The organism is Mitsuaria sp. WAJ17 (assembly GCF_014174515.1).
Lineage (GTDB): Bacteria > Pseudomonadota > Gammaproteobacteria > Burkholderiales > Burkholderiaceae_C > Roseateles_B.
The window spans coordinates 78,787-96,362 of the sequence record NZ_JACJUG010000021.1 but is presented as its reverse complement, the minus strand read 5'-3'; the positions used below and the strand labels follow the sequence as shown (position 1 = coordinate 96,362).

The 17,576-nt window shown below is 69.9% G+C and carries 16 protein-coding genes; all 16 read right to left on the bottom strand.

Features of this window, described 5'->3' with window-relative positions; all coding sequences use genetic code 11:
• Positions 1 to 1,138: contractile injection system tape measure protein (locus tag H5407_RS17005; protein WP_183105666.1), on the bottom strand; the 1,138-nt coding region annotated here is incomplete at its 3' end.
• Positions 1,135 to 3,711, bottom strand: a complete 2,577-nt coding sequence (locus H5407_RS17000; protein ID WP_183105665.1) for a hypothetical protein — start codon at positions 3,709 to 3,711, stop codon at positions 1,135 to 1,137. The genes H5407_RS17005 and H5407_RS17000, both read right to left, overlap by 4 nt.
• A complete protein-coding gene (locus H5407_RS16995) occupies positions 3,708 to 4,499 on the bottom strand; it encodes a hypothetical protein (RefSeq protein ID WP_183105664.1) in 792 nt (263 codons plus the stop codon). Before H5407_RS16995 ends, H5407_RS17000 begins: the two co-directional genes overlap by 4 nt.
• Entirely contained in the window at positions 4,496 to 8,443 is a 3,948-nt protein-coding gene (locus H5407_RS24705; RefSeq protein WP_183105663.1) for a baseplate J/gp47 family protein, read from the bottom strand. Before H5407_RS24705 ends, H5407_RS16995 begins: the two co-directional genes overlap by 4 nt.
• Positions 8,444 to 8,459: 16 nt before the next feature.
• Complete coding sequence (locus tag H5407_RS16985) at positions 8,460 to 8,867, bottom strand: GPW/gp25 family protein (protein WP_183105662.1); 408 nt, start codon at positions 8,865 to 8,867, stop codon at positions 8,460 to 8,462.
• 1 nt (position 8,868) lies between these two features.
• On the bottom strand, positions 8,869 to 9,168 hold the full coding sequence (locus tag H5407_RS16980; RefSeq protein WP_183105661.1) for a PAAR domain-containing protein: 300 nt from the start codon (positions 9,166 to 9,168) through the stop codon (positions 8,869 to 8,871).
• A gap of 10 nt (positions 9,169 to 9,178) precedes the next feature.
• Positions 9,179 to 10,966 carry a type VI secretion system tip protein VgrG gene (vgrG, locus tag H5407_RS16975; protein WP_183105660.1) on the bottom strand — a complete coding sequence of 596 codons (1,788 nt, stop codon included), beginning with the start codon at positions 10,964 to 10,966 and terminating at the stop codon, positions 9,179 to 9,181.
• Positions 10,967 to 10,969: 3 nt separating this feature from the next.
• Complete coding sequence (locus H5407_RS16970; protein ID WP_183105659.1) at positions 10,970 to 11,638, bottom strand: peptidoglycan-binding protein; 669 nt, start codon at positions 11,636 to 11,638, stop codon at positions 10,970 to 10,972.
• A 2-nt stretch (positions 11,639 to 11,640) separates the two neighbouring features.
• Positions 11,641 to 11,844 (bottom strand): DUF5908 family protein, encoded by a 204-nt coding sequence (locus tag H5407_RS16965; protein ID WP_183105658.1) that lies wholly within the window; start codon positions 11,842 to 11,844, stop codon positions 11,641 to 11,643.
• Positions 11,841 to 12,356 (bottom strand): phage tail protein, encoded by a 516-nt coding sequence (locus H5407_RS16960; RefSeq protein WP_183105657.1) that lies wholly within the window; start codon positions 12,354 to 12,356, stop codon positions 11,841 to 11,843. Before H5407_RS16960 ends, H5407_RS16965 begins: the two co-directional genes overlap by 4 nt.
• Before the next feature lie 7 nt (positions 12,357 to 12,363).
• Positions 12,364 to 12,822 carry a phage tail protein gene (locus H5407_RS16955; RefSeq protein WP_183105656.1) on the bottom strand — a complete coding sequence of 153 codons (459 nt, stop codon included), beginning with the start codon at positions 12,820 to 12,822 and terminating at the stop codon, positions 12,364 to 12,366.
• Between the two features lie 77 nt (positions 12,823 to 12,899).
• Positions 12,900 to 14,513 carry a phage tail sheath family protein gene (locus H5407_RS16950; RefSeq protein ID WP_183105655.1) on the bottom strand — a complete coding sequence of 538 codons (1,614 nt, stop codon included), beginning with the start codon at positions 14,511 to 14,513 and terminating at the stop codon, positions 12,900 to 12,902.
• A 9-nt stretch (positions 14,514 to 14,522) separates the two neighbouring features.
• Positions 14,523 to 15,245, bottom strand: coding sequence for a hypothetical protein (locus H5407_RS16945; RefSeq protein WP_183105654.1), 723 nt, complete (start codon positions 15,243 to 15,245; stop codon positions 14,523 to 14,525).
• Complete coding sequence (locus H5407_RS16940; RefSeq protein WP_183105653.1) at positions 15,242 to 15,823, bottom strand: DUF4255 domain-containing protein; 582 nt, start codon at positions 15,821 to 15,823, stop codon at positions 15,242 to 15,244. Before H5407_RS16940 ends, H5407_RS16945 begins: the two co-directional genes overlap by 4 nt.
• Positions 15,824 to 16,013: 190 nt before the next feature.
• Positions 16,014 to 16,682 (bottom strand): response regulator transcription factor, encoded by a 669-nt coding sequence (locus tag H5407_RS16935; RefSeq protein WP_183105652.1) that lies wholly within the window; start codon positions 16,680 to 16,682, stop codon positions 16,014 to 16,016.
• On the bottom strand, positions 16,679 to 17,380 hold the full coding sequence (locus H5407_RS16930) for a sensor histidine kinase (RefSeq protein ID WP_183105651.1): 702 nt from the start codon (positions 17,378 to 17,380) through the stop codon (positions 16,679 to 16,681). The genes H5407_RS16935 and H5407_RS16930 overlap by 4 nt, the downstream gene beginning before the upstream one ends.
• Positions 17,381 to 17,576 lie beyond the last annotated feature (196 nt).

The window sequence follows — 17,576 nt, the reverse complement described above, 5'->3', positions numbered from 1 at the left end:
GGCCCAGGCAGCCCAGCAGGCCGCCGAAGCTGGCGGCGTCCAGGGCCAGGGCCCAGCGGCGGCGCGCCGGGGCGTCCTGCATCCACAGCCGCAGGCGCTGGCCCAGAGCCTGGGCATGCTGTCCGGACAGCAGGCGCAGCTGCTCCAGCAGCCGGGCCTGCCGGGCCTGGCTCAAAGGGCGCCCACCATCCAGCAGGGGGCGAAGGCGCAGCAGGCTGGCCTCCCAGACGCGGCCCGGACTGCCACCGACCAGGGCTTCTGGGGTCAGGTCTTGCCCGGGGTGGGCATCGGGCTGCGCGGCCAGCAGGGCCTGCAACAGGCCCGGCTCGCCCGACGCGGGTGCCAAGGGCTGCAGGCGTTCCTGCCAGGCCGAACCCAGCGAGCGGCCCAGCTCGGCCTGCAGGGCCAGCAGCAGACGCTGGCGCCGAGCCTCGCCCAGGGGCCGGCCGCGTGCCTCCCAAAGCAGGTCCAGGGCATTGGCGCGCAGCACCTGCTGCAGGCGCTGGCGCTCGTAGGCGCTGAGCCGGCCGCTGGCCTGCAGGGGCAGCAGGGCGCCTTCGTCCAGGGCCTCCAGCTGGCGGCCCAGGCCAGGGTCGCGCTGAGCCAGCAGAGCCTGCAGGCCTTCGTGTGGGCTGATCTGCCGCAGGCGCTGCAGCAGGACGGGGCCGGCGCGATGTCGCTCCAGCGCCCGCCACAGCCGCGGCCCCTGCTGCCAGACCAGCCAGGCCAGCCAGCGCGACAGCGAGCCCTGAGGCGTGGTCGTCAGCTGCCAGGGCAGGTGGCCCTGCTCCAGGTAGGCCAGGAAGTGCTGCAGCGGCTGGCTGCCGGACGCGGTCCCGGGCGCCTGCGCCGGCCGGACCCAGGGCAGCAGGGCTTCTTCCAGGGCCAGCTGCAGGCGCTGGCCCCATTCCCGCTCGTCCTGGCCGGCATGCAGGCGGCCCAGGTCCAGCACCAGACTGTCCAGGGCTGGCTCGCGCAGCCGGGGCGCCAGCTGGTCGAACAGCCGTTCCATGTGGCGCTGTCCTTCGCCGCGCAGGAAGCGCATCAGTCGCTCGTGCAGTGCATGGCTGTGCGTGGCGGCGCGGCCGTGCGGGTGGCGCAGCTCCAGTCGCAAGGTCTCGATCACGTGGGTGCTCATGGCCGGGCCCCTGCCTGCCGCCGTGGCGGCTCCTCGGCGGCGCCTTGCTCAGCCCTTTGCGCCGTCTCCAGGCACTGGCGCAGCTGTGCGGCCGCCTGGTCCAGGGTCCGGCAGAGGCTGGTTGAGGCGTGCCCGCCCAGCAGGGCCTGGCAGTAGCGGCGTCGCAGCTCCAGCCAGTGCTGCCAGCGGGCCTCGAACTCACGCAGGGCGTCGGCGTCCAGCCACAGCACGCTGCAGCGCAGATGGGCCGGGGCCTCGCGGCGCAGCAGGGCCTGGGTCAGCTCGCGGAAGCGTTCGTCGCGGCCGCGTGCGGTCCAGCCGCTGCAGACCAGGTAGAGCTGAACGCCCCCTTCCGGCAGCGGGCAGGCGGCGCTGCGGCCGTCCGCGCAGGGGCGCAGAAGCAGGGGCTCGACCAGGTGCAGGCCCTCGCCCTGCAGCTGGACCAGGCAGGCCAGCTCGTGCAGGGCGTGGGCCAGGCTGCGGGCCTGCTCCGGGCTGGGCGCGGCGGCCAGGCGCCAGGCGGAGCGGCCGCTGTCGTCCAGCAGCAGCAGAGGGCCCGGTTCGCCGGGTTCACCGTACTGGACGAAGCGCTGAGGCGTGAGGGCCGCCAGCAGGCAGTCGGAGTCCGCACCGATGCGGCGCAGCAGCGCGCCCAGCTGCTGCAGGCGCTGCTCCAGGGCCGGCCCCTCCAGCGGCCGCGCGCGTGATTGCGATTCCAGCACGGGCTGCAGTCTGCCGACCTGGGCCTCGCTCAGCGCCAGGCGGGTGTTGCCGGCGCCCTGCTGTGCCTCCACGGCCGCCAGCGTGCTGCCCAGCAGCCGGCTGTGGCTGGCCATCAGGCCCAGTTGCAGGGACAGGCGCTCCTGCAGCGGTGGCGTGTTGTCCGCCTGATCCAGCAGGGGGCGGCTGTAGTCGGGCGCGGCATGGCGCTCCTGGGTCAGCCGTGGCAGGCGCTGCGCGAAGCTGCGCTTGAGCCGCAGCAGGTGCTGGCTCCAGGCCGCGGGCGCGAAGTAGCAGGGCAGTCCCTGCAGCAGTCCGTGGTCCAGCACTTCGCCGTGCAAGGCAAGCTGGTAGTCCAGCAGGCGGTGGCGGCGCTCCAGGGGATCGTCGTCGATCCAGCCGCCCTGGGGCAGTTGGCCGAGCGGCACCTGCAGCAGGGCGTCAATGCCGGGCAACTGGGCCTCTCCGGGCAGGCCGGGCCAGTAGCTGCGCGTGTCCGACTGGTCCAGGGCATAGAGGCGGGGCATCTGTTCGCGCTGTACCTGCACCTGCAGCAGGCCCTGCTCCAGCAGCGCGCGGTAGCCGGTCCATTGAGCGCGCAGGCCGGGCACTTCCTCGCGGGCCGCCTGCAGGGCCTGCTCGTAAAGCGCGGGCAGCACCGCGGTGGCCGGGAGGTGGTCCTCGCGCCGAGGGGGCAGGGGCGGCAGGTCCTCATCGGCCGGAAAGCCCTGCCAGGGCTGCAGATGGGCCTGCGACACCGCCGAGCCGCCGCTGCTCGCGCGGCGCAGATACATCACCCGTCGCCACTCCTGCAGCTCTGCCAGCAAGGGGGCCAGCTCCAGGCGCATGGCGGCGCCGTCCTTGAGCACGGTCCATCCTTCCAGGTCGGCGGCCTGCTCGGGCCAGCGCAGGCGCAGGGCCCAGTCCCTGCCCCAGCGCTGCAGACCGCCATGGGGCAGCAGGGTGGCGTCGGCCAGGGCCTGGTCTTCATGGGGCAGGTCCAGGCGTAAGTCCTCGACGCTCTCCAAGCCCGGCAGGCCGCCCAACTGGCGGGCAAGGTCGGCCGGGTGCAGCACCGGATGGCGCGACTCCAGCCACTGCAGCTCCTCCTCCCGGGCGGGTCGGCCCAGGGGACCGTCGCAGAAGTCGCTGCCGGGTTGCTGCAGGTCCTGCTCGGGGCTGTCGGGGATGCGGCTGGAGAGGCAGTCGTCGCAGCGCTGCAGCAGCTCGCCCAGCAGCTCCGCCAGCTCCCGTTCCCCGGTGACGGCGATGCGCAACTGGCGCAGCGTGATCCAGCGCGGCTGCAGGGCCACAGGCGGATGGGCCAGGTCCTCGGCCAGGTTGCGGCGGCTCCAGAAGGCCTTGAGCGCCTGCTGGAGCAGGCCGGGCTGGTCGGGGTCAGCGTCGCTGCGGTCCTGCAGGCTCAGGGTCCACAGGCCCTGGAAGTGGCCGGCCTGGTCCTGCAGGGCGCGGATCTGAAGCTGGCGGGCCTGGGGCAGTTGCTGGCGCAGCCAGAGCTGCCAGTCGTGTTCGCTGAGGGGGCGGCAGGGCTCCTGGCGCTCGCGGTGCGAAAGGCCGAAGCGCTCCCAGGCGGCATCGTCGTCCTGCGGCTGCAGGCCCAGCAAGGTGGGCACGGGCTGGCGCGCGGCGAAGACGTCCTCGGTGATGGCGTAGCAAAGGGCCTCCAGCAGGCTGACGCCGGGGTCGTGCAGGTTGTAGTCCGTCCAGAGCAGGCCCGAGGCCTGCTGCGCGCGGTCCACGCCCAGGGCGCGCAGGGCGTCGAAGCCCAGCGGGTCGGGGCTGTCGCCGCGATGCCGGGCAATGCCGGCGGCCGGGGGCTGCGGGCCATTCATGCCTGGGCTCCGCGGGGCTGGCCGCCCTGCATGTGGGGATCGAACCAGAGCTGGCTCAGGTGGACCTGGATGCGCAGATCGTCCCCGAAGTTGCAGGCGGTGCGGATCTGAAGCTTGTAGCTGGCCTTGCGGCCTTCGGTGCCATGCCAGCGCAACTGCAGGCGGTCGCAGCGGCGGCCCCACCAGGACTGGGTGGTGCGGATGCCGCGCTGGCGCTGCAGCCAGCCCAGCAGGCCGCCGCCCGGGTTGTAGGTGCTCAGGGCGATGGCGTGCATGAGGCTGAAGTGGCCGCTGCCCGGCTGCCCGGCGCCCGCTACCAGCTCGAAGCCCTGGCAGCCTTGCAGCTCCGGGGTCAGGTCTTGCCAGCTGCCATTGGCCAGCACCGGGCCGGGCAGGGGCAGATTGCCGCGCCGGCCGTGGGCGGCCACATGGCCCTGCACGTCCAGGCGGTCGGCCGGGTCGGCCGTGCCTATGCCCACTCGCTGGCGCAGGTCCAGGCTCAGCAGGGGATCGCTGCCCTGGCCAGGGCTCTGGAACAGCAGCTGGTTGCGCTGGGCGTGCAGGGCGGCCCGCCACAGGGCCTGCTCGGGCATCTGGTCCCTGTAGAAGCTGATCAGTGCGTCGTGGCCCACGGGCGCGTAGATCTCCTCGCCGTTGGCGACGGTCTTGCGAAAGCCCTCGTCGGCCATGTTGAGCATGGAGTCGATGAGGTCGGCGAAATGCTCCTGCGTGGGCAGTTGCCCTTCGCGGAAGTAGTTCTTCAGCGTCTCGCGGTTTCTGCACGTCATGGAGAGTCCTGCCCGATGATGAAGCTGCCACCCAGGGTGAGCTTGGCGATCCCGCTGACGGGCGCGCGGGGGCTGGGGTGTTCGCTGAGTTCGATGAGATGACGCCGCGTGGGCAGGGCCAGGCTCCAGGGCCTGGCAGGCCTGAGCAGGCGATGGCCGGTGGCGGTGTCTCGCAGGGTGTAGTGGCCCTCGTCGTCGCGGATGATGTGCAGCAGCGAGGCCTGGCCAATCTGCATCACGCCAGGCTGAGCGCGAAGGAAGGCCTCGACTTCATCGACCTGCAGCTGCCAGTCGAAGTGCATGGTCGGCCCGCCCTCGCGCCAGGGCGAGAGGAAGCCGCGCAGGGCGTCGTTGATCTGGCGCAGGCGCTCGCCGGCGGGCTCGCCGGCCTTGAGCCGCATGCTGCAGCGCACCTGCAGGCGTTCATAGGTGGCGTTGCGCACCAGCAGGGCCTGTCCGGGCGGCATGCGGGAAAGCAGCCAGCGCTGGATGCGAGCCAGTGTGGCGGCGTCCAGCTTGGGTGCCTCGGCGCCGTCAGGGGCGACGCCTGCCGGCAGGGCGGGCACGACGACCACGGTCAGGCGGCCGTCGCCGCGGGGGTCGCTGCGGGGGATGCACTTGACGCGCTGAACCTCGGGGAACTGCTGCAGCACGAGGCGCTCGTAGTCCCAGGGCATGGCGGCCCGGCCGCGGTGGCGCAGCCGTTCGGCGATGCGGGTGACCCAGTCCGCCGGCGATTCGGCCGCGCGCTCGGCGAAGGAGGGCCAGGGCTGGCGCACGGCGGCAAGACCTGGCACTGCCTCCTGGGCAGCCCGCACCGACAGGGGCGCCAGCGGGCGCGGCAGGGCCGGACCCTGCAGCTGTGTCAACACGCCGTTGGTCCAAACGCCCTGCAGGCCCGCCAGCAGGGGCAGCCGACCGTCACCCAGCAGGCGCAGCCAGAAGGGGCCGGCCGGCAGGCTGGGGCAACCGACGCTCATGCCCACGGGCAGATCCAGCAGCACCACGCCGCTGCGCAGCAGGCCCTCGGTGCCGTCCATCAGCAGACGGTGGGGCTCCAGGTCGATCCAGTCCTCGCCGCACCAGGCCTGCCAGCGCAGGCGCGGCAGCGGGCGGCCCAGGGGCTCGCGCGCCGACTCGGAACGCAGCTTGAACAGCAGGCTCAACGTGCCCTGCGGCTGCTCGCCCTGCAGGCCGATCATGAGCTGGCCCATGGCCGGCCAGTGGGGGAGCACCGTGCGCGGATCGGACTGGGGCAGGGCATGCAGGGCCTGGCTGCCGAAGGGCCAGAGGTAGCGCAGCTCGGTGCCGTCCGCCAGGGGCGCGCTGCTGCGGGCGGGGATGCGCTGCTTCGCGACATAGTCCGCCTCCACGGCCGCCAGGACGGGCGTCCAGGGCGCCTGGGGCAGGGGCGCGGGCTGCTTGAGCTTGCTGTTGAGGGTCAGCGTGCGGGTGAGCAGTCGCGGGTAGTCGGCATGGCCGAAGGCATGGGGCGTGCCGGCGAGCTTGAGGCGGAAGTAGCCGTGCCGGGTCAGCAGGCTGTACTCGCGCGCGGGCCCGGTGGCGGGGCGGTGCATGCGCAGCAGGGGCGTGCTGTCGAAGTCCAGGGTCTGGTCGGCCCGGGGCCTGTTGCGGGATGCCTCGGGGAACAGGGGCAGGTCCTCGCCATCGCCCGTTCCGTGAGGCGTGTCGCCCGCATGGCCGCCGACGTCGCGCCACTGGCCGTCCGCCAGCACCGAGGGCTGCACGCGCAGGGCCTGGCAGTCCCAGGGGGATTCCGGATAGCCGGCATAGTGCTCGTCCCAGGGGCAGCGCGGCAGGCCCTGCCAGTGCAGGTGCAGTTGCAGGGACTGCAGCGGCTTGCGGGCAAGCTCCGGATGGCTGAACATCAGGTAGGCGCCGTGCTCGGGCAGGGGGCCGAAGGGCATGAAGGGCTTGCTGGGATCCAGGCGGCCGAGCTGGTTGTGCAGCTCCAGGGCTCGCAGTCCCTGCACCCGGACCTCCAGCTGCAGGGTCTCCATGGGCAGCTGCTGCAGCAGGCTGCTGGCGAAGAGGCGCGAGCGGCTTTGCAGCTGCAGCTGCAGCACGGGCAGGGCCGGCCAGCCCTCGCCATGCTGGGCGGGCTGCGCCGGGCAGACGGCCGCCTGCTCCGAGCCCAGCTGCAGGCACAGCAGGAAGCCCGCGACGGCGGCCTGGCTGCCTGCGGCGGACTCGGAACGTAGGACGCCCGGTGCGCAATGAGCCAGGGAGCCATGGATGGCGAAGACCTCGTCCACGCTCATCCAGCCATCGGCACCGCTGAGCGCCGCGGACCAGGCGCCTCGGAACACGCGATCGAAGACCAGGGAGCGCTCCAGCGGACGCTGTGAATAGAGCAGCGACAGCGGATCGTCCACATCAACTTGCTGGCCGGGCTCGGGCACGTAGTCCACCAGCACCTGGGCGGCATGCTGGCGCAGCAGGGCCAGGGCGTCTGCCGACAGCTCGGTCGTGGTGGCGCAGAGCCAGACAGCGAAGAGGCGGCCCAGCCAGGGCGTGAGCGTCTCCGGGCTCTGCGCGTGCAGGCAGCGGGCCAGCAGGTACTGCAGCCAGGGGGCGCCCTTCAGGCCCGGGGCTTCGTCCACCAGGTGCTGCAGCAGTTGCCGCCACTGTGCAGGCTCCGGTGCCTTCCCCGGTGCCTGCCAGCCCTCCTGGCGCTCGCGCTCGGCCAGGAGCTGGCAGGCCAGCGGCGTGGGCTGCGGGCCGCCGTCGGCAAAGCCGTCCGGCACGCGCAGCTGTACATGCAGCTGGATGCGGCGCTGGCCTTCGCGCAGTTGCAGCAGCGGGCTGGCCAAGGCCAGGCCCTGGCGCGCCGGCCGGCTCTCGCTGCCGCCGCCCAGGGGCGGGCGAGCCTTGGGGTCGATCTCTGCCAGGCTCTCGGCGGCAGGCGTCACGCCCTGCCAGGCCAGGGTGCCGGTGGCATAGCCGTAGTCCCGTTCCGGCGAGATGTCGGGATCGCGCGGCTGGTAGAGGCTCAGCAGATGGCTTACCTTCAGCGGGCTCAGCCACAGCTCGTGCAGGGACGCCACGCTGCGGCTGGCGCCGTCCTGGCTGGCCACGAAGCGGGTGCCGGCGGGCAGCTGTACGGGCCGGCGGGCATGGGGTTGGCGCTCCAGCAGCAGGTGCACCAGGGCCGGCACCTCGGGCTCGCGGCCCAGGCCCAGGCGATGGGCGTAGTAGTGGTGGGTCAGGCGCTCGTTGAAGCGGTCCAGTGGTTCGCGGCTGGCCTGCAGCATCTGGGTCTGGGCCAGCAGCAGGCCGATGGAGGGCTCGTGCCACTGCGTGCGCAGGCTGCCAGGCAGGGCCTTGCGGGCAGCGATCTGCAGGCCGGCCAGCACGCGGCACATCGACAGCCACAGCAGTCGGTGCTCGCGCAGGCCGGCGAGGCGCGCGGGGCTGCCTTCGCCCGCCTGCTGAAGGCCCCAGTGCGGATGCCAGGAGCGCGCGGCTTCCTCGGGTGTCAGCAGGCCGCGCAGCTGCGGCGCCAGCACGCCCGAGAGGCGGTCCTGCAGCAGCCGGGCGACGCCATGCAGCGGATCGTCCGCCGGCACACCAGGTTCGGCCAGGCAGGCCAGCAGGCGCCCGTGCCAGCGGTTGAGGGCTTGGGCCAGGGCCAGGCACTGGCGGCGCTGCTGGGCGGGGGCAAGGGTGTCCAGTTGCTGGGCCTGGGCCTGCCACTGTGCCACCGGCAGGGCTGAGAGCTCGGCCAGCAGCAGGCTCAGGTCCTGCTCCAGCAGGTCGGACCACCGCCCCGCGGGCAGGCCGCGCAGCGTGACGAAGTCCAGCTGGCGCGCCCACTGCAGCAGCTGGCGCAGGCGCTGTGCCAGGCTCAGCTCGTCCGGGCGGAAATGGCCGGGCAGCAGCGCGGGGCTGAGGCGGGTTTCCTGTTGCGAGCCGGTGTACATGGCGGGGCTTTCGTGCTCAGCCGGCCAGCACCGGGTGGCTGGCCTGGTCCAGGTAGAGCGGGTAGACCATGTTGTGCCGCGTGTTGGTGGTGCGCACGCGGTAGGCCAGATCGACCTCGATGCGCGCCCAGTCCTCGGGCGAGACCCGTGCCTCCAGGGCTTCCACCTCGATGCGTGGCTCGAAGTACATGATGGCCAGGCGCAGCATGCTGCACAGTTCATTGAGCGTCTGTGGCGTGGCCTGCTCGAAGACGAACTGGTGCAGCAGGGTGCCGTAGGCATGCTGCATCACCCGCTCGCCGCGGCGCGTTCCGAAGAGAATGCGCAGGCTCTCCTCGATGTCCGGCACGTCCTCGCACAGCATCAGGCGCTGGTCCGCATCGAAGCGCGGTGGGAAGCTCCAGCCTCGACCAAGAATGCTCATGTCATCCACCAATCAGGACGGTCGGGAGCCCAAGCACGATGCTGCCGCCGTGCGCCGTGGGATCGCCGATGCGGGCGGCGGGCTTGTTGCCGATCAGCACGGTGGTCGAGCCCATCACGATGGTGTCGGGCGGACCCACGCAGACGGCGTTGTCGCCCACCACGGCGGCCGGGATGCTGCCGATCAGCACGGTGGGCACGCCCGGGCCGACGATGGGCCCGCCGACGTGGGGAATGGGCGGCAGCCCGGGGGTTTGCATGGGGCAGGTGTGGAGGTCGGTGAGGCGGGCAGCGGGGGGCATGGCGGGCCTCTCAATTGATCATGACCAGCGCACCCTTGACGGTGGTCTGGCCGGACGCGGAAAGCTCGGCGGTGGCAGCGCCCTTGGCGGTGAAGCCCACCTGGGCTTCGGCGCTGACGTTGAGCCCCTTGGCGCTGTAGTCGGCCGTGGCGCTCCAGGCGATCTTGGCCGTGGCATCGCCCTGGATGTTGGCCTTGGCGGTCATCTTGATGTCCTTGATGCTGTCCAGCGTGATGCCGTTCTGGTCCAGGGTGATGCTGTTGCCGTTCTGGTCCTTGAGTACGCACTGCTTGCCCTCGTCGTCCAGGATCAGCGTGTTCTTCGAGGCGGTCTCGATGGTGATGGACTTCTTTTCCTCGTCGAAGATCAGCCGGTGCTTGTAGCGGGTGACCACGGCCTTGGTGTTGTTCTCGGCGGCCAGCTCGTAGGGCGGCACGCGGCTGCTGGAGTAGAGGCTGCCCAGCACCACCGGGTGGGTGGGGTCGTCGTTGAAGAAGCCGACGATGACCTCGTCGTCCACCTCGGGCAGGAAAAAGCTGCCGAAGCCGTTGGAGGCGTGGAACTGGGCCAGGCGGGCCCAGATGGTCGGGGTGTCGGCCATCAGGGCGGGCAGGGAGATCTGGATGCGCTGCTGGCCTTCCGGGTCGGCATCGAGCTTGACGACCTTGCCGATGTGCAGACCGCGCACGCCCGGCAGCAGGCCGGCGTTGGCGGGCGCCTTGATGTCAGGGCGCTGCATCTGCCAGTCCGGCGGCATGCCGAACTCGGCGTGGCTGATCCAGTTGCCGTCGCTGATCTCATGCTGGACGGCACTGAGGTAGCACTTGCCATTGAAGCGCGCCCCCACCCCCTTGAGCTTCAGGACGGTGCCGGGCTTTGCCAGCGCACTGCCCTGGAAGCTCAGCTGGCCGCGTTGGCGGGCCAGCGTGGCCTTCAGCTGGGTGGACTTGGCCCAGGCATCCAGCACGTCCTTGCTCTGCGGAGCGCAGCTCTGCAGGGCGAACGTGGCCGGCGATGCCACGCCAGCGAGCGTGGCGCCATCCAGATTGCCCTGGCCGGCGTCGCTGCCGGGGCTCTCGCTGCTGCCCTGAAGCAGGGCCTGGCTCTCCAGGCTCCAGCTGGAGGCCTGCACGGCGGTCCATTGGCTGCGGGCATCGATGTCGGCACTGAACTCGATCAGGTCGGCGCCCCAGCTCACCTTCAGCGCCGGGGCTGCGCTGAGGGCCGGTGCCTTGACGACCAGCTTGTCGTCCTCGCATTGAAGCACCAGGCCCATCAGCTCGGCGCGTGCCAGCATGAAGTCCCAGTCGCTGCAGTAGTGTTGGGCCAGCATCTTGTGCTGGATCGAGGTGCTGTCCACCTCGGCATCGAGGCCATGGGCCGAGATCAGGCTCTGGATCACGGCGCTGTCGGTCTGATCGACATAGTGGGCGCTGCGCCGGCCCAGGGTCATCTTGCAGGCGGCATGTCGGCATTCCAGCTCCAGGCGGCTGTCGTTCTCGCCGAAGATGCGAAAGCCGTGGCGGACCAGGAGTCCGCTGAAGATCAACTCCTCGTCGTCACCGTAGCCGGCGCTGATGGTGATCTTCGCGCCGGGCTTGAAGAGGTCCCCTTCGCTGAGCGGGGCCGTGCCTGCTGGCATGTCGCCGTCCTGGATCACCAGGCGGGCCCAGGAGACGCTGTTGAGCGCATGGCGGATGGTGAGCGATATCAGCGGCAGCGCGGCCTGCGCCTTGCCGTCGCAGGACACCGTGACCCGGACCGGGCCGTCGCTGTTGAGGGCGGGGGACTGCGACATGATTCAGCTCAGCGGCGGGAAGTGCAGGCGCAGCCCGGCAGGCAGGCGGCGGAACTCCCGCAGGCCGTTGAAGGCGGCGACCTCGGGGTAGTAGCGCGCGTCGCCATAGATGCGCAGGCACAGCAGCGGCAGGGTGTCGCCCTCGACAACCTGAATGCTGTGGCTGAGGTCGGGCGAGGAGCGATTGGCCTCCAGGTTGGCCTGCGAATTGGTGGCGAAGCCCATGAAGCTCAGATCGCAATGGGCGCGAAGGGGCGCACCGCTGGGCTTGAACAAGGTGTACTGCGTGCTGAGGGACTGCAGGCGGCCGTTGAAGATCAGCGTGCCCCAGGCCACCTGCACATGATTGGGTTCGTGCGAGCTGCTGTCGTAGTTGTAGACGATGCGGCAGAGCTGCTCCAGCTGGGTCACCACCTCCACCTGCGGGCCGTCGCCGCCGACGGCGCCGGTGCCGTCCAGCACCAGGCTGAAGCTGATGGCGTCGGGCTCCACGGCGCTGAAGCGCATGCGGTTGCGGTTCTGTCCCTGCGTGCGGCGCTTGTTGTAGCGGATCTCGCGCGAGTGGCTGAACTCCGCCGGATTGATCTGCACCTTGAAGCGCTTGCTGGTATCCGGCGTGGGCGGATCGCTGTTGGGCACCAGTTGGGTGATGGTGAGGGGCTGCTTGCTCATGGTCAGCGCTCGCGTTGCTGGCGCAGGGCTTCCTGGAACCACTGGCGGCAGGCCGCCAGGATCTCCTGCTTGAGCAGCTCGGGGTCCAGGGGCGAGGCCTCGCCGTCGGCGCGCGCACGGGCCTGGCCCTCGCCGGAACCCTCGACGTCGTCGCCCTCGTCGGCCACCGTGGCCTTGAGCACCAGTTGACGGACTTCAAGGCTCATGTGGGGCTCACCAGGGTCTGGTAGGCCAGCTCGATCTCCTCGATGGCCACCTCGTTGCGTTGCGACTCGAAGCCATTAATGGTCCAGCGCACCGGATAGGCCTTGTTGCAGCCCCAGACCATCAGGGGTCGCCGCTGGGCATCGATCAGCTGCACCTGCAGGTCGATGAGCTGCAGGGGCGTCTCCAGCCCGCCCTGCAGGCTGCGGCGGCACCAGCTGACGAAGCTGGAGTCGCGCTGCACCAGGCCGCGCTTGAGCTGCAGCCGCCGCGGCCTGGGCTGCTTGGGCAGTTGGTGGACGAAGTGGTTCTCCCCGCCCTCGGCCACGTCCTCGGTGTCGAGGGCGTGCTCAAGTCCGGACACCTCCTGGAACGAGGCGGTGACTGGATTGGGCTGGCCCGGCATGTGCAGCAGCGAGACCCGGAAGGCGAAGGCCACCGGCATCTCGGCAGGCGGCGTCGGTGCCGCGAACGCGGCGACCGAACGCATCCAGGCGGGGAGCTTCTCAGCCATCCGGACCTCAGGCGTTGGCGATGGTGAGGCCCTCGTGGACGATCTCGATCGTCTCGACGGCCACCTCGTTGCCCTCGGACTTGAGGTCCGTGCCCGTGATCTTGCTGGGCCAGGCATTGGTCAGCGTCCACACCATGGTGGGCTTGCCTTCCTCGTCCAGCAGGCTGATCGTGACCGGCACGCGCTTGATGGTGTTCATCTTGATCTGGTTGAACCACTCCCAGAACTTGTTGTCCGACTTGAACACGCCCTTCTTCATGGTCACGTTGCCGTACTTCTTGAGGCCCGGCATCTTGATCGCCGAGAAGACGGGGCTGTCGCCATGCCGGTACTCGATGGGCTGGGCCTCCACGTCCAGTCCCGAGACTTCCTCGAAGGACAGCACGGCGGAATCCCACTTCACCTGGAAATAGAACTTGGGCAAGGGCCACACATTGGTGGATTGCTTGGAACCGTCATCAGCCATTTCTTTGCTCCATTGCTTGTTGCCTTGGGGGCAGGGGGGCTAGCGCACCGCCCTGCGGCCAGTCGAATGCCGTCCGATCAGGACTTGGGCATCTGCTGCTGGAAGGTGATCTCGATGAACTCGGCGGGGCGCACCATTGCCACCAGCACGGTGACGCGCAGGATGCCTTCCAGCACGTCGTCGGGCGTCATGGTCTCGCCCAGGCCCACGTGGACGCTGAAGGCGTCCTCGGGCACGGCACCCATCAGGCCGCCGCGCTTCCACACGCTCGTGAGGAAGTTGCTGATCATGCTCTTGATGGTCACCCAGGTATTGGCCACGTTGGGCTCGAAGACCAGCGCCTTGGCCGCCAGGCGGCAGGACTCCTCCAGCATGATCATGGTGCGGCGCACGTTGATGTAGCGCCAGTCCAGACTGTTGCCGTCAAGGGTGCGGGCGCCCCAGACCAGCACGCCCTCACCGATGAAGCTGCGGATGGCGTTGATGGACTTGCCCTGCGCGGTGACGTTGAGGTCCTCCTGCTGCTCGGCCGAGATGCTCACGCAGGGCGATATCACGCCGGCCAGGCTCACGTTGGCCGGAGCCTTCCAGACGCCGCGGGTGTTGTCCACCATGGTGTAGACACCGGCCATGGCGCTGCTGGGTGGCATGACGTTGAGGTGGCGGCGAGACTCGGTCAGCACCGTGTTGAAGACCGAGCTGTGGCGGCTCAGGGTCTTGTTGAGCAGGGCCTTGCGGGCCAGGATGCCGGCGCTGAGCTCGTCGGGCGTCAGCGGCTTGGCGTTGGGGCGCTTGGCGGCCTCGTCGGTGACCAGCTTGGCGAAGTCGCCGTTGATCTCCTCGATGGCATCGTTCAGTGCGCGGGTCTGGGCGCTGACGCCGTCGGGCAGGGGCGTCGGGATGCGCAGCTCGGCGCGGATCAAGGTCTTGAGCAGATCGATGCTGTCGGCCGAGAGATTCTCGAAGCTGAGGTCTTTCTCACCGACCACCGTGGTATTGAGCCAGGGGTAGTAGGCCGCGGCGAAGTCCAGGAAGTTGATGCCCAGGTTGTCGCGGAACTTGCCCACCGGGTTGTCGTCGTTCAGCGCCTTGTGGCCGTTGTAGACGTCCAGGATGGCGATGCGGTTGCGCATGCGGTTGCCGCAATGCTGCAGCATGGCCTGCTGCAGGTCCGTGCACTGCTCTTCCTTGAGCTTCACGGCCTCGGGCACCAGGAGCATGGTGGGCTCTTGCTCCTTCAGCAGCTCATCGATGCCCTGCTTGAAACGGTCCGGGTCCAGGTCCTGTTTGTAGGTGCCGACCGAGACGATGTAGCAGGGCCCGCCGCCGTTCTGGTAGAAGTGGCGCAGGGCCTGGTAGAGGCTGTAGCCGCCGCCGTCCGGTCCGTCCAGCTGGGCCATGCGGTAGCCCTTCTTGCTCGAAGGATCGTCCGCCACGGTCTGGGCCATGAAGTCGGGCTGGTCGGCCGCTTCTTCCAGCTTGAAGACGGGCTTTGGCGGGCCGCCGAAGAACTGGTGGTACTCGGCCATGGAGCTGATGCGCCAGGGCGTCAGAGCCAGGGGCTTGTTGCGGTTGTCCGCAAACTCGGTGTGGCCCACGAAGGCCGGGACCGCGGTCGCGACTTCGACCACGGAGTTGGGAAAGGCGTTCTTCTCGACGATGTAAACGCCTGGCGTCTTCATAACGGCCATAGGGCTCTCCTAGGGGTGAACAAAGATCTCGCTCACTGGCCGCGTGCGACCATGGCGCTTCTCGAGGATCAGGCCGCGCGGGGCGGCCAGGGGCAGACGGGCCTGCAGCACGCGCTCATGGCGTCCTGCCAGGTCCTTCAACACCAGGTGCTGGGGGCCATGGGCTCCCAGGGGCCAGCGGCGGCGCGAGCGGAAGACCCAGGCCATGCGGCCATCGGGAAGTCGCTCGTCCTCGTCGCGGCGGAAGGCATCGGGCTGGCCCGCCATCTCCAGGGCCGGCTGTGCGGCGTCCCAGTCGCCCAGCAGCAGGTACTTCCAGGTGCACAGCCGGGGCTTGAGCTCGATGGACAGGTCTGCCGGCGCGCCAAGCAGGGCGGACTGCGCGTCGCCGCCGGGCGGCACGTCCAGCACCGGCGCGCTCACTTCGCGCGGGGCGCGGCGGTCTGTGTAGAGCGCATAGTCCGGATCGGCGGCCTCCAGAAGCCAGCGCAGCCGGCGCGGGCTGCCGTCCAACTGCAGGCGTTCGGACCACAACAGGGCCATGCGCTCGGCAGGCACGTGCAGCCACAGCTCGCTGCCGTCGCAGCGCTCGACCAATTGATGGCGAGCGATGAAGGCCTGCGTGTCGGGGCTGGCCCTCAGGCGCAGGCGGCGCGGTCGGCCATCGGCGAAATAGCCGTGCCGCAGGCGCAGCACGAGGATAGGCTGCCAGCTCAACAGGCGTGCCGTCATGAAAGCCCCCGGATCGTGCGCGGGTCGAGCTGGGCGATGGGCGCCTCGCGGCCCTGGATGTGCTGGCCGGCGATGCTCACCATGCGGATGCGGTAGAGCACCGAGGGCAGGTAGCGGCCGCTGTGGATGCCCCAGAGGCTGTGCATCTCGGCGCTGCTGAGGTTCTCAATGTTGAGCACCAGCTTGTCCAGGCACGGGTCCAGCGCGGGCGTGTTCTGGTGGTCCAGCACCGGGCGCTCGTGGAAGAAGTGGATGGCCCCGGAAAGGAACTTCAGCGCTTCAGGGTAGTTGCTGCCGCTGAAGTTGGCGGCGCACATCATCAGCAGGTTGAGAAAAACGGGTTCGCTGCCGCGCAACTGGGCCTGGGCATTGAGCCCCATGCCGATGGCGCGGTGCGCATAGGCGTCCTGTTCCACGCCCACCAGGAAGAGCACCAGCTTGTTGGCGATCAGCGGCACCAGGGTGCCGTTCTGCTCCAGCAGGTTGGAGAGCACGGCCAGGTCCTCGTTCACCTGGAAGCGATGGCGCAGGTGGACGTTGAGCTGGCTGGTGATCTGGGTCAGGGCGGCGTCGATCATGGCGTGTCACGTAGACAGGTCGCAAGACTAGGTGCCAGGTCTTGCCCCGGCCATCGGCAGCACGCGGAATCTGTCTAGGACATTTGCTGAGGGGATCGGGTGGCGGCCGAGCAGACGCAAATGCAGGCACCCCGATCGCCGTGAGGCGACCGGGGTGCGGTGGCGGGAAATGGGGAGTGCGGGGGCCGGCTCAGTGCCCGGCGCCATGGCGGCTGCGGTGCACATCCAGGCTGCTGATGCCCTCGCGAAGCGCAAAGCGCGTGAGCTCGGCGATGCCGTGGATCTGCAGCTTGGCGAAGACGTTCTCGCGGTGCGTGGCCACGGTCTTGGCGCTGAGGTGCAGCTGGCTGGCGATTTCCTGGGCGCTGTAGCCCTCGGACAGCAACTGCACCATCTGACGCTCGCGCGGGGTCAGGCGGTGGCTGTCGCGCGAGGTCGCGGCCTGCGGCTGAAGCAGGGCGCCCATCAGCTCGCCGCTGACAAAGACCTGGCCCAGCATCACATTGCGAACGCCGCGGGCCAGTTCCTCGTAGGAGTTGTGCTTGAGCAGGTAGCCGCGCGCCCCGGCGTCCAGCACCTGGCGCACCTGCGTTGCATCCGCCTGCACCGACAGCGCGATGCAGCGCGGCCCCCAGGCCTCTTTGCGCATGTGTTGGATGGCCTCCAGGCCGTTGAGACCGGGCATGCAGAGATCGACCAGGGCCACGTCGGGCTCGAACTCCCGGCAGTGGCGCATCAGCTCCATGCCGTCGCGGGCCTGGGCCAGCACGCAGATGTCCGGTTCACGCTCCAGCAGCGCGACCAGGCCCTCGCGTACGAGCTTGTGGTCGTCGGCAATCACGAGGCGTATGGACGTCATGCAGCGCTCCTGCGGGCTGGCCAGAGGATGGCGGCATGGATGCGGTCGTTCTGCCGCTGCCAGAACAGCTGGGCGTCGATGGTGGCCAACTGCTCGCGGACCAGACTCAGGCCCCGCCCGCCGCTGGCCACGGCCTCCAACTGATCATGCAGCACGGCGCCGCGCGAGGCGGTGTTGGTGACGCTGATGCGCAGCTGGCGATGGCCGCCGACCAGGCGCAGCCGGGCCGAGGACGGCTGGCCGTGCTGGCAGGCGTTGATGAGCAGGCCCCGGGCTGCGCTCAGCAAGGTCTGCGCGGTGCCCGGCGGCAGCTGCTCGGTATGGCCCAGGGCACTGAAGCCGAGCTGCTGCTGGTGCTGGTCGGCCAAGGACTGCACGCTGCGATGCAGGCCGGCGGCCAGGTCCGCAAAGCCCGCCATGGCCGGTGCCTCGACCGGATGGCGCACCTGCTCGATCAGGCGGCGGCAAGCCTGCAGGGCTTCCAGCACGCGGGCTTCGGCCTTGTGCAGGGGATCTGCTCCGGGGAGCTCGCGGCGGGCCTGGGCCAGGTGCACCAAGCCCAAGGACAGCAGCTGACACAGCTCGTCATGCAGGATGCGCGCCAGCTGCAAGGGAGGTGCCGCCGAGGGCTGGCGCCAGGGCGCCAGGCCGGTGTTGTGGATTGATCTGCCGGCGTGACCCTTGCGGGGGCTGTTCATGGAGAGGACCTCATTGCCAAGGAGTTGCGGGATGCAGGAACAGCCGGCCTGGCGGGGCGTCCGGGCACCAGCGGCGCCCGGGCATGCTGTTTGCCGCAGCAGATTAGGTGCTCGTTTCAAAGAGGGTCAAGCTGTAAGAACTCGCAAGCTAGGGGGGTTTTGGCATCACTTTGGTGGCTGGGTTCAAGGGCGACCG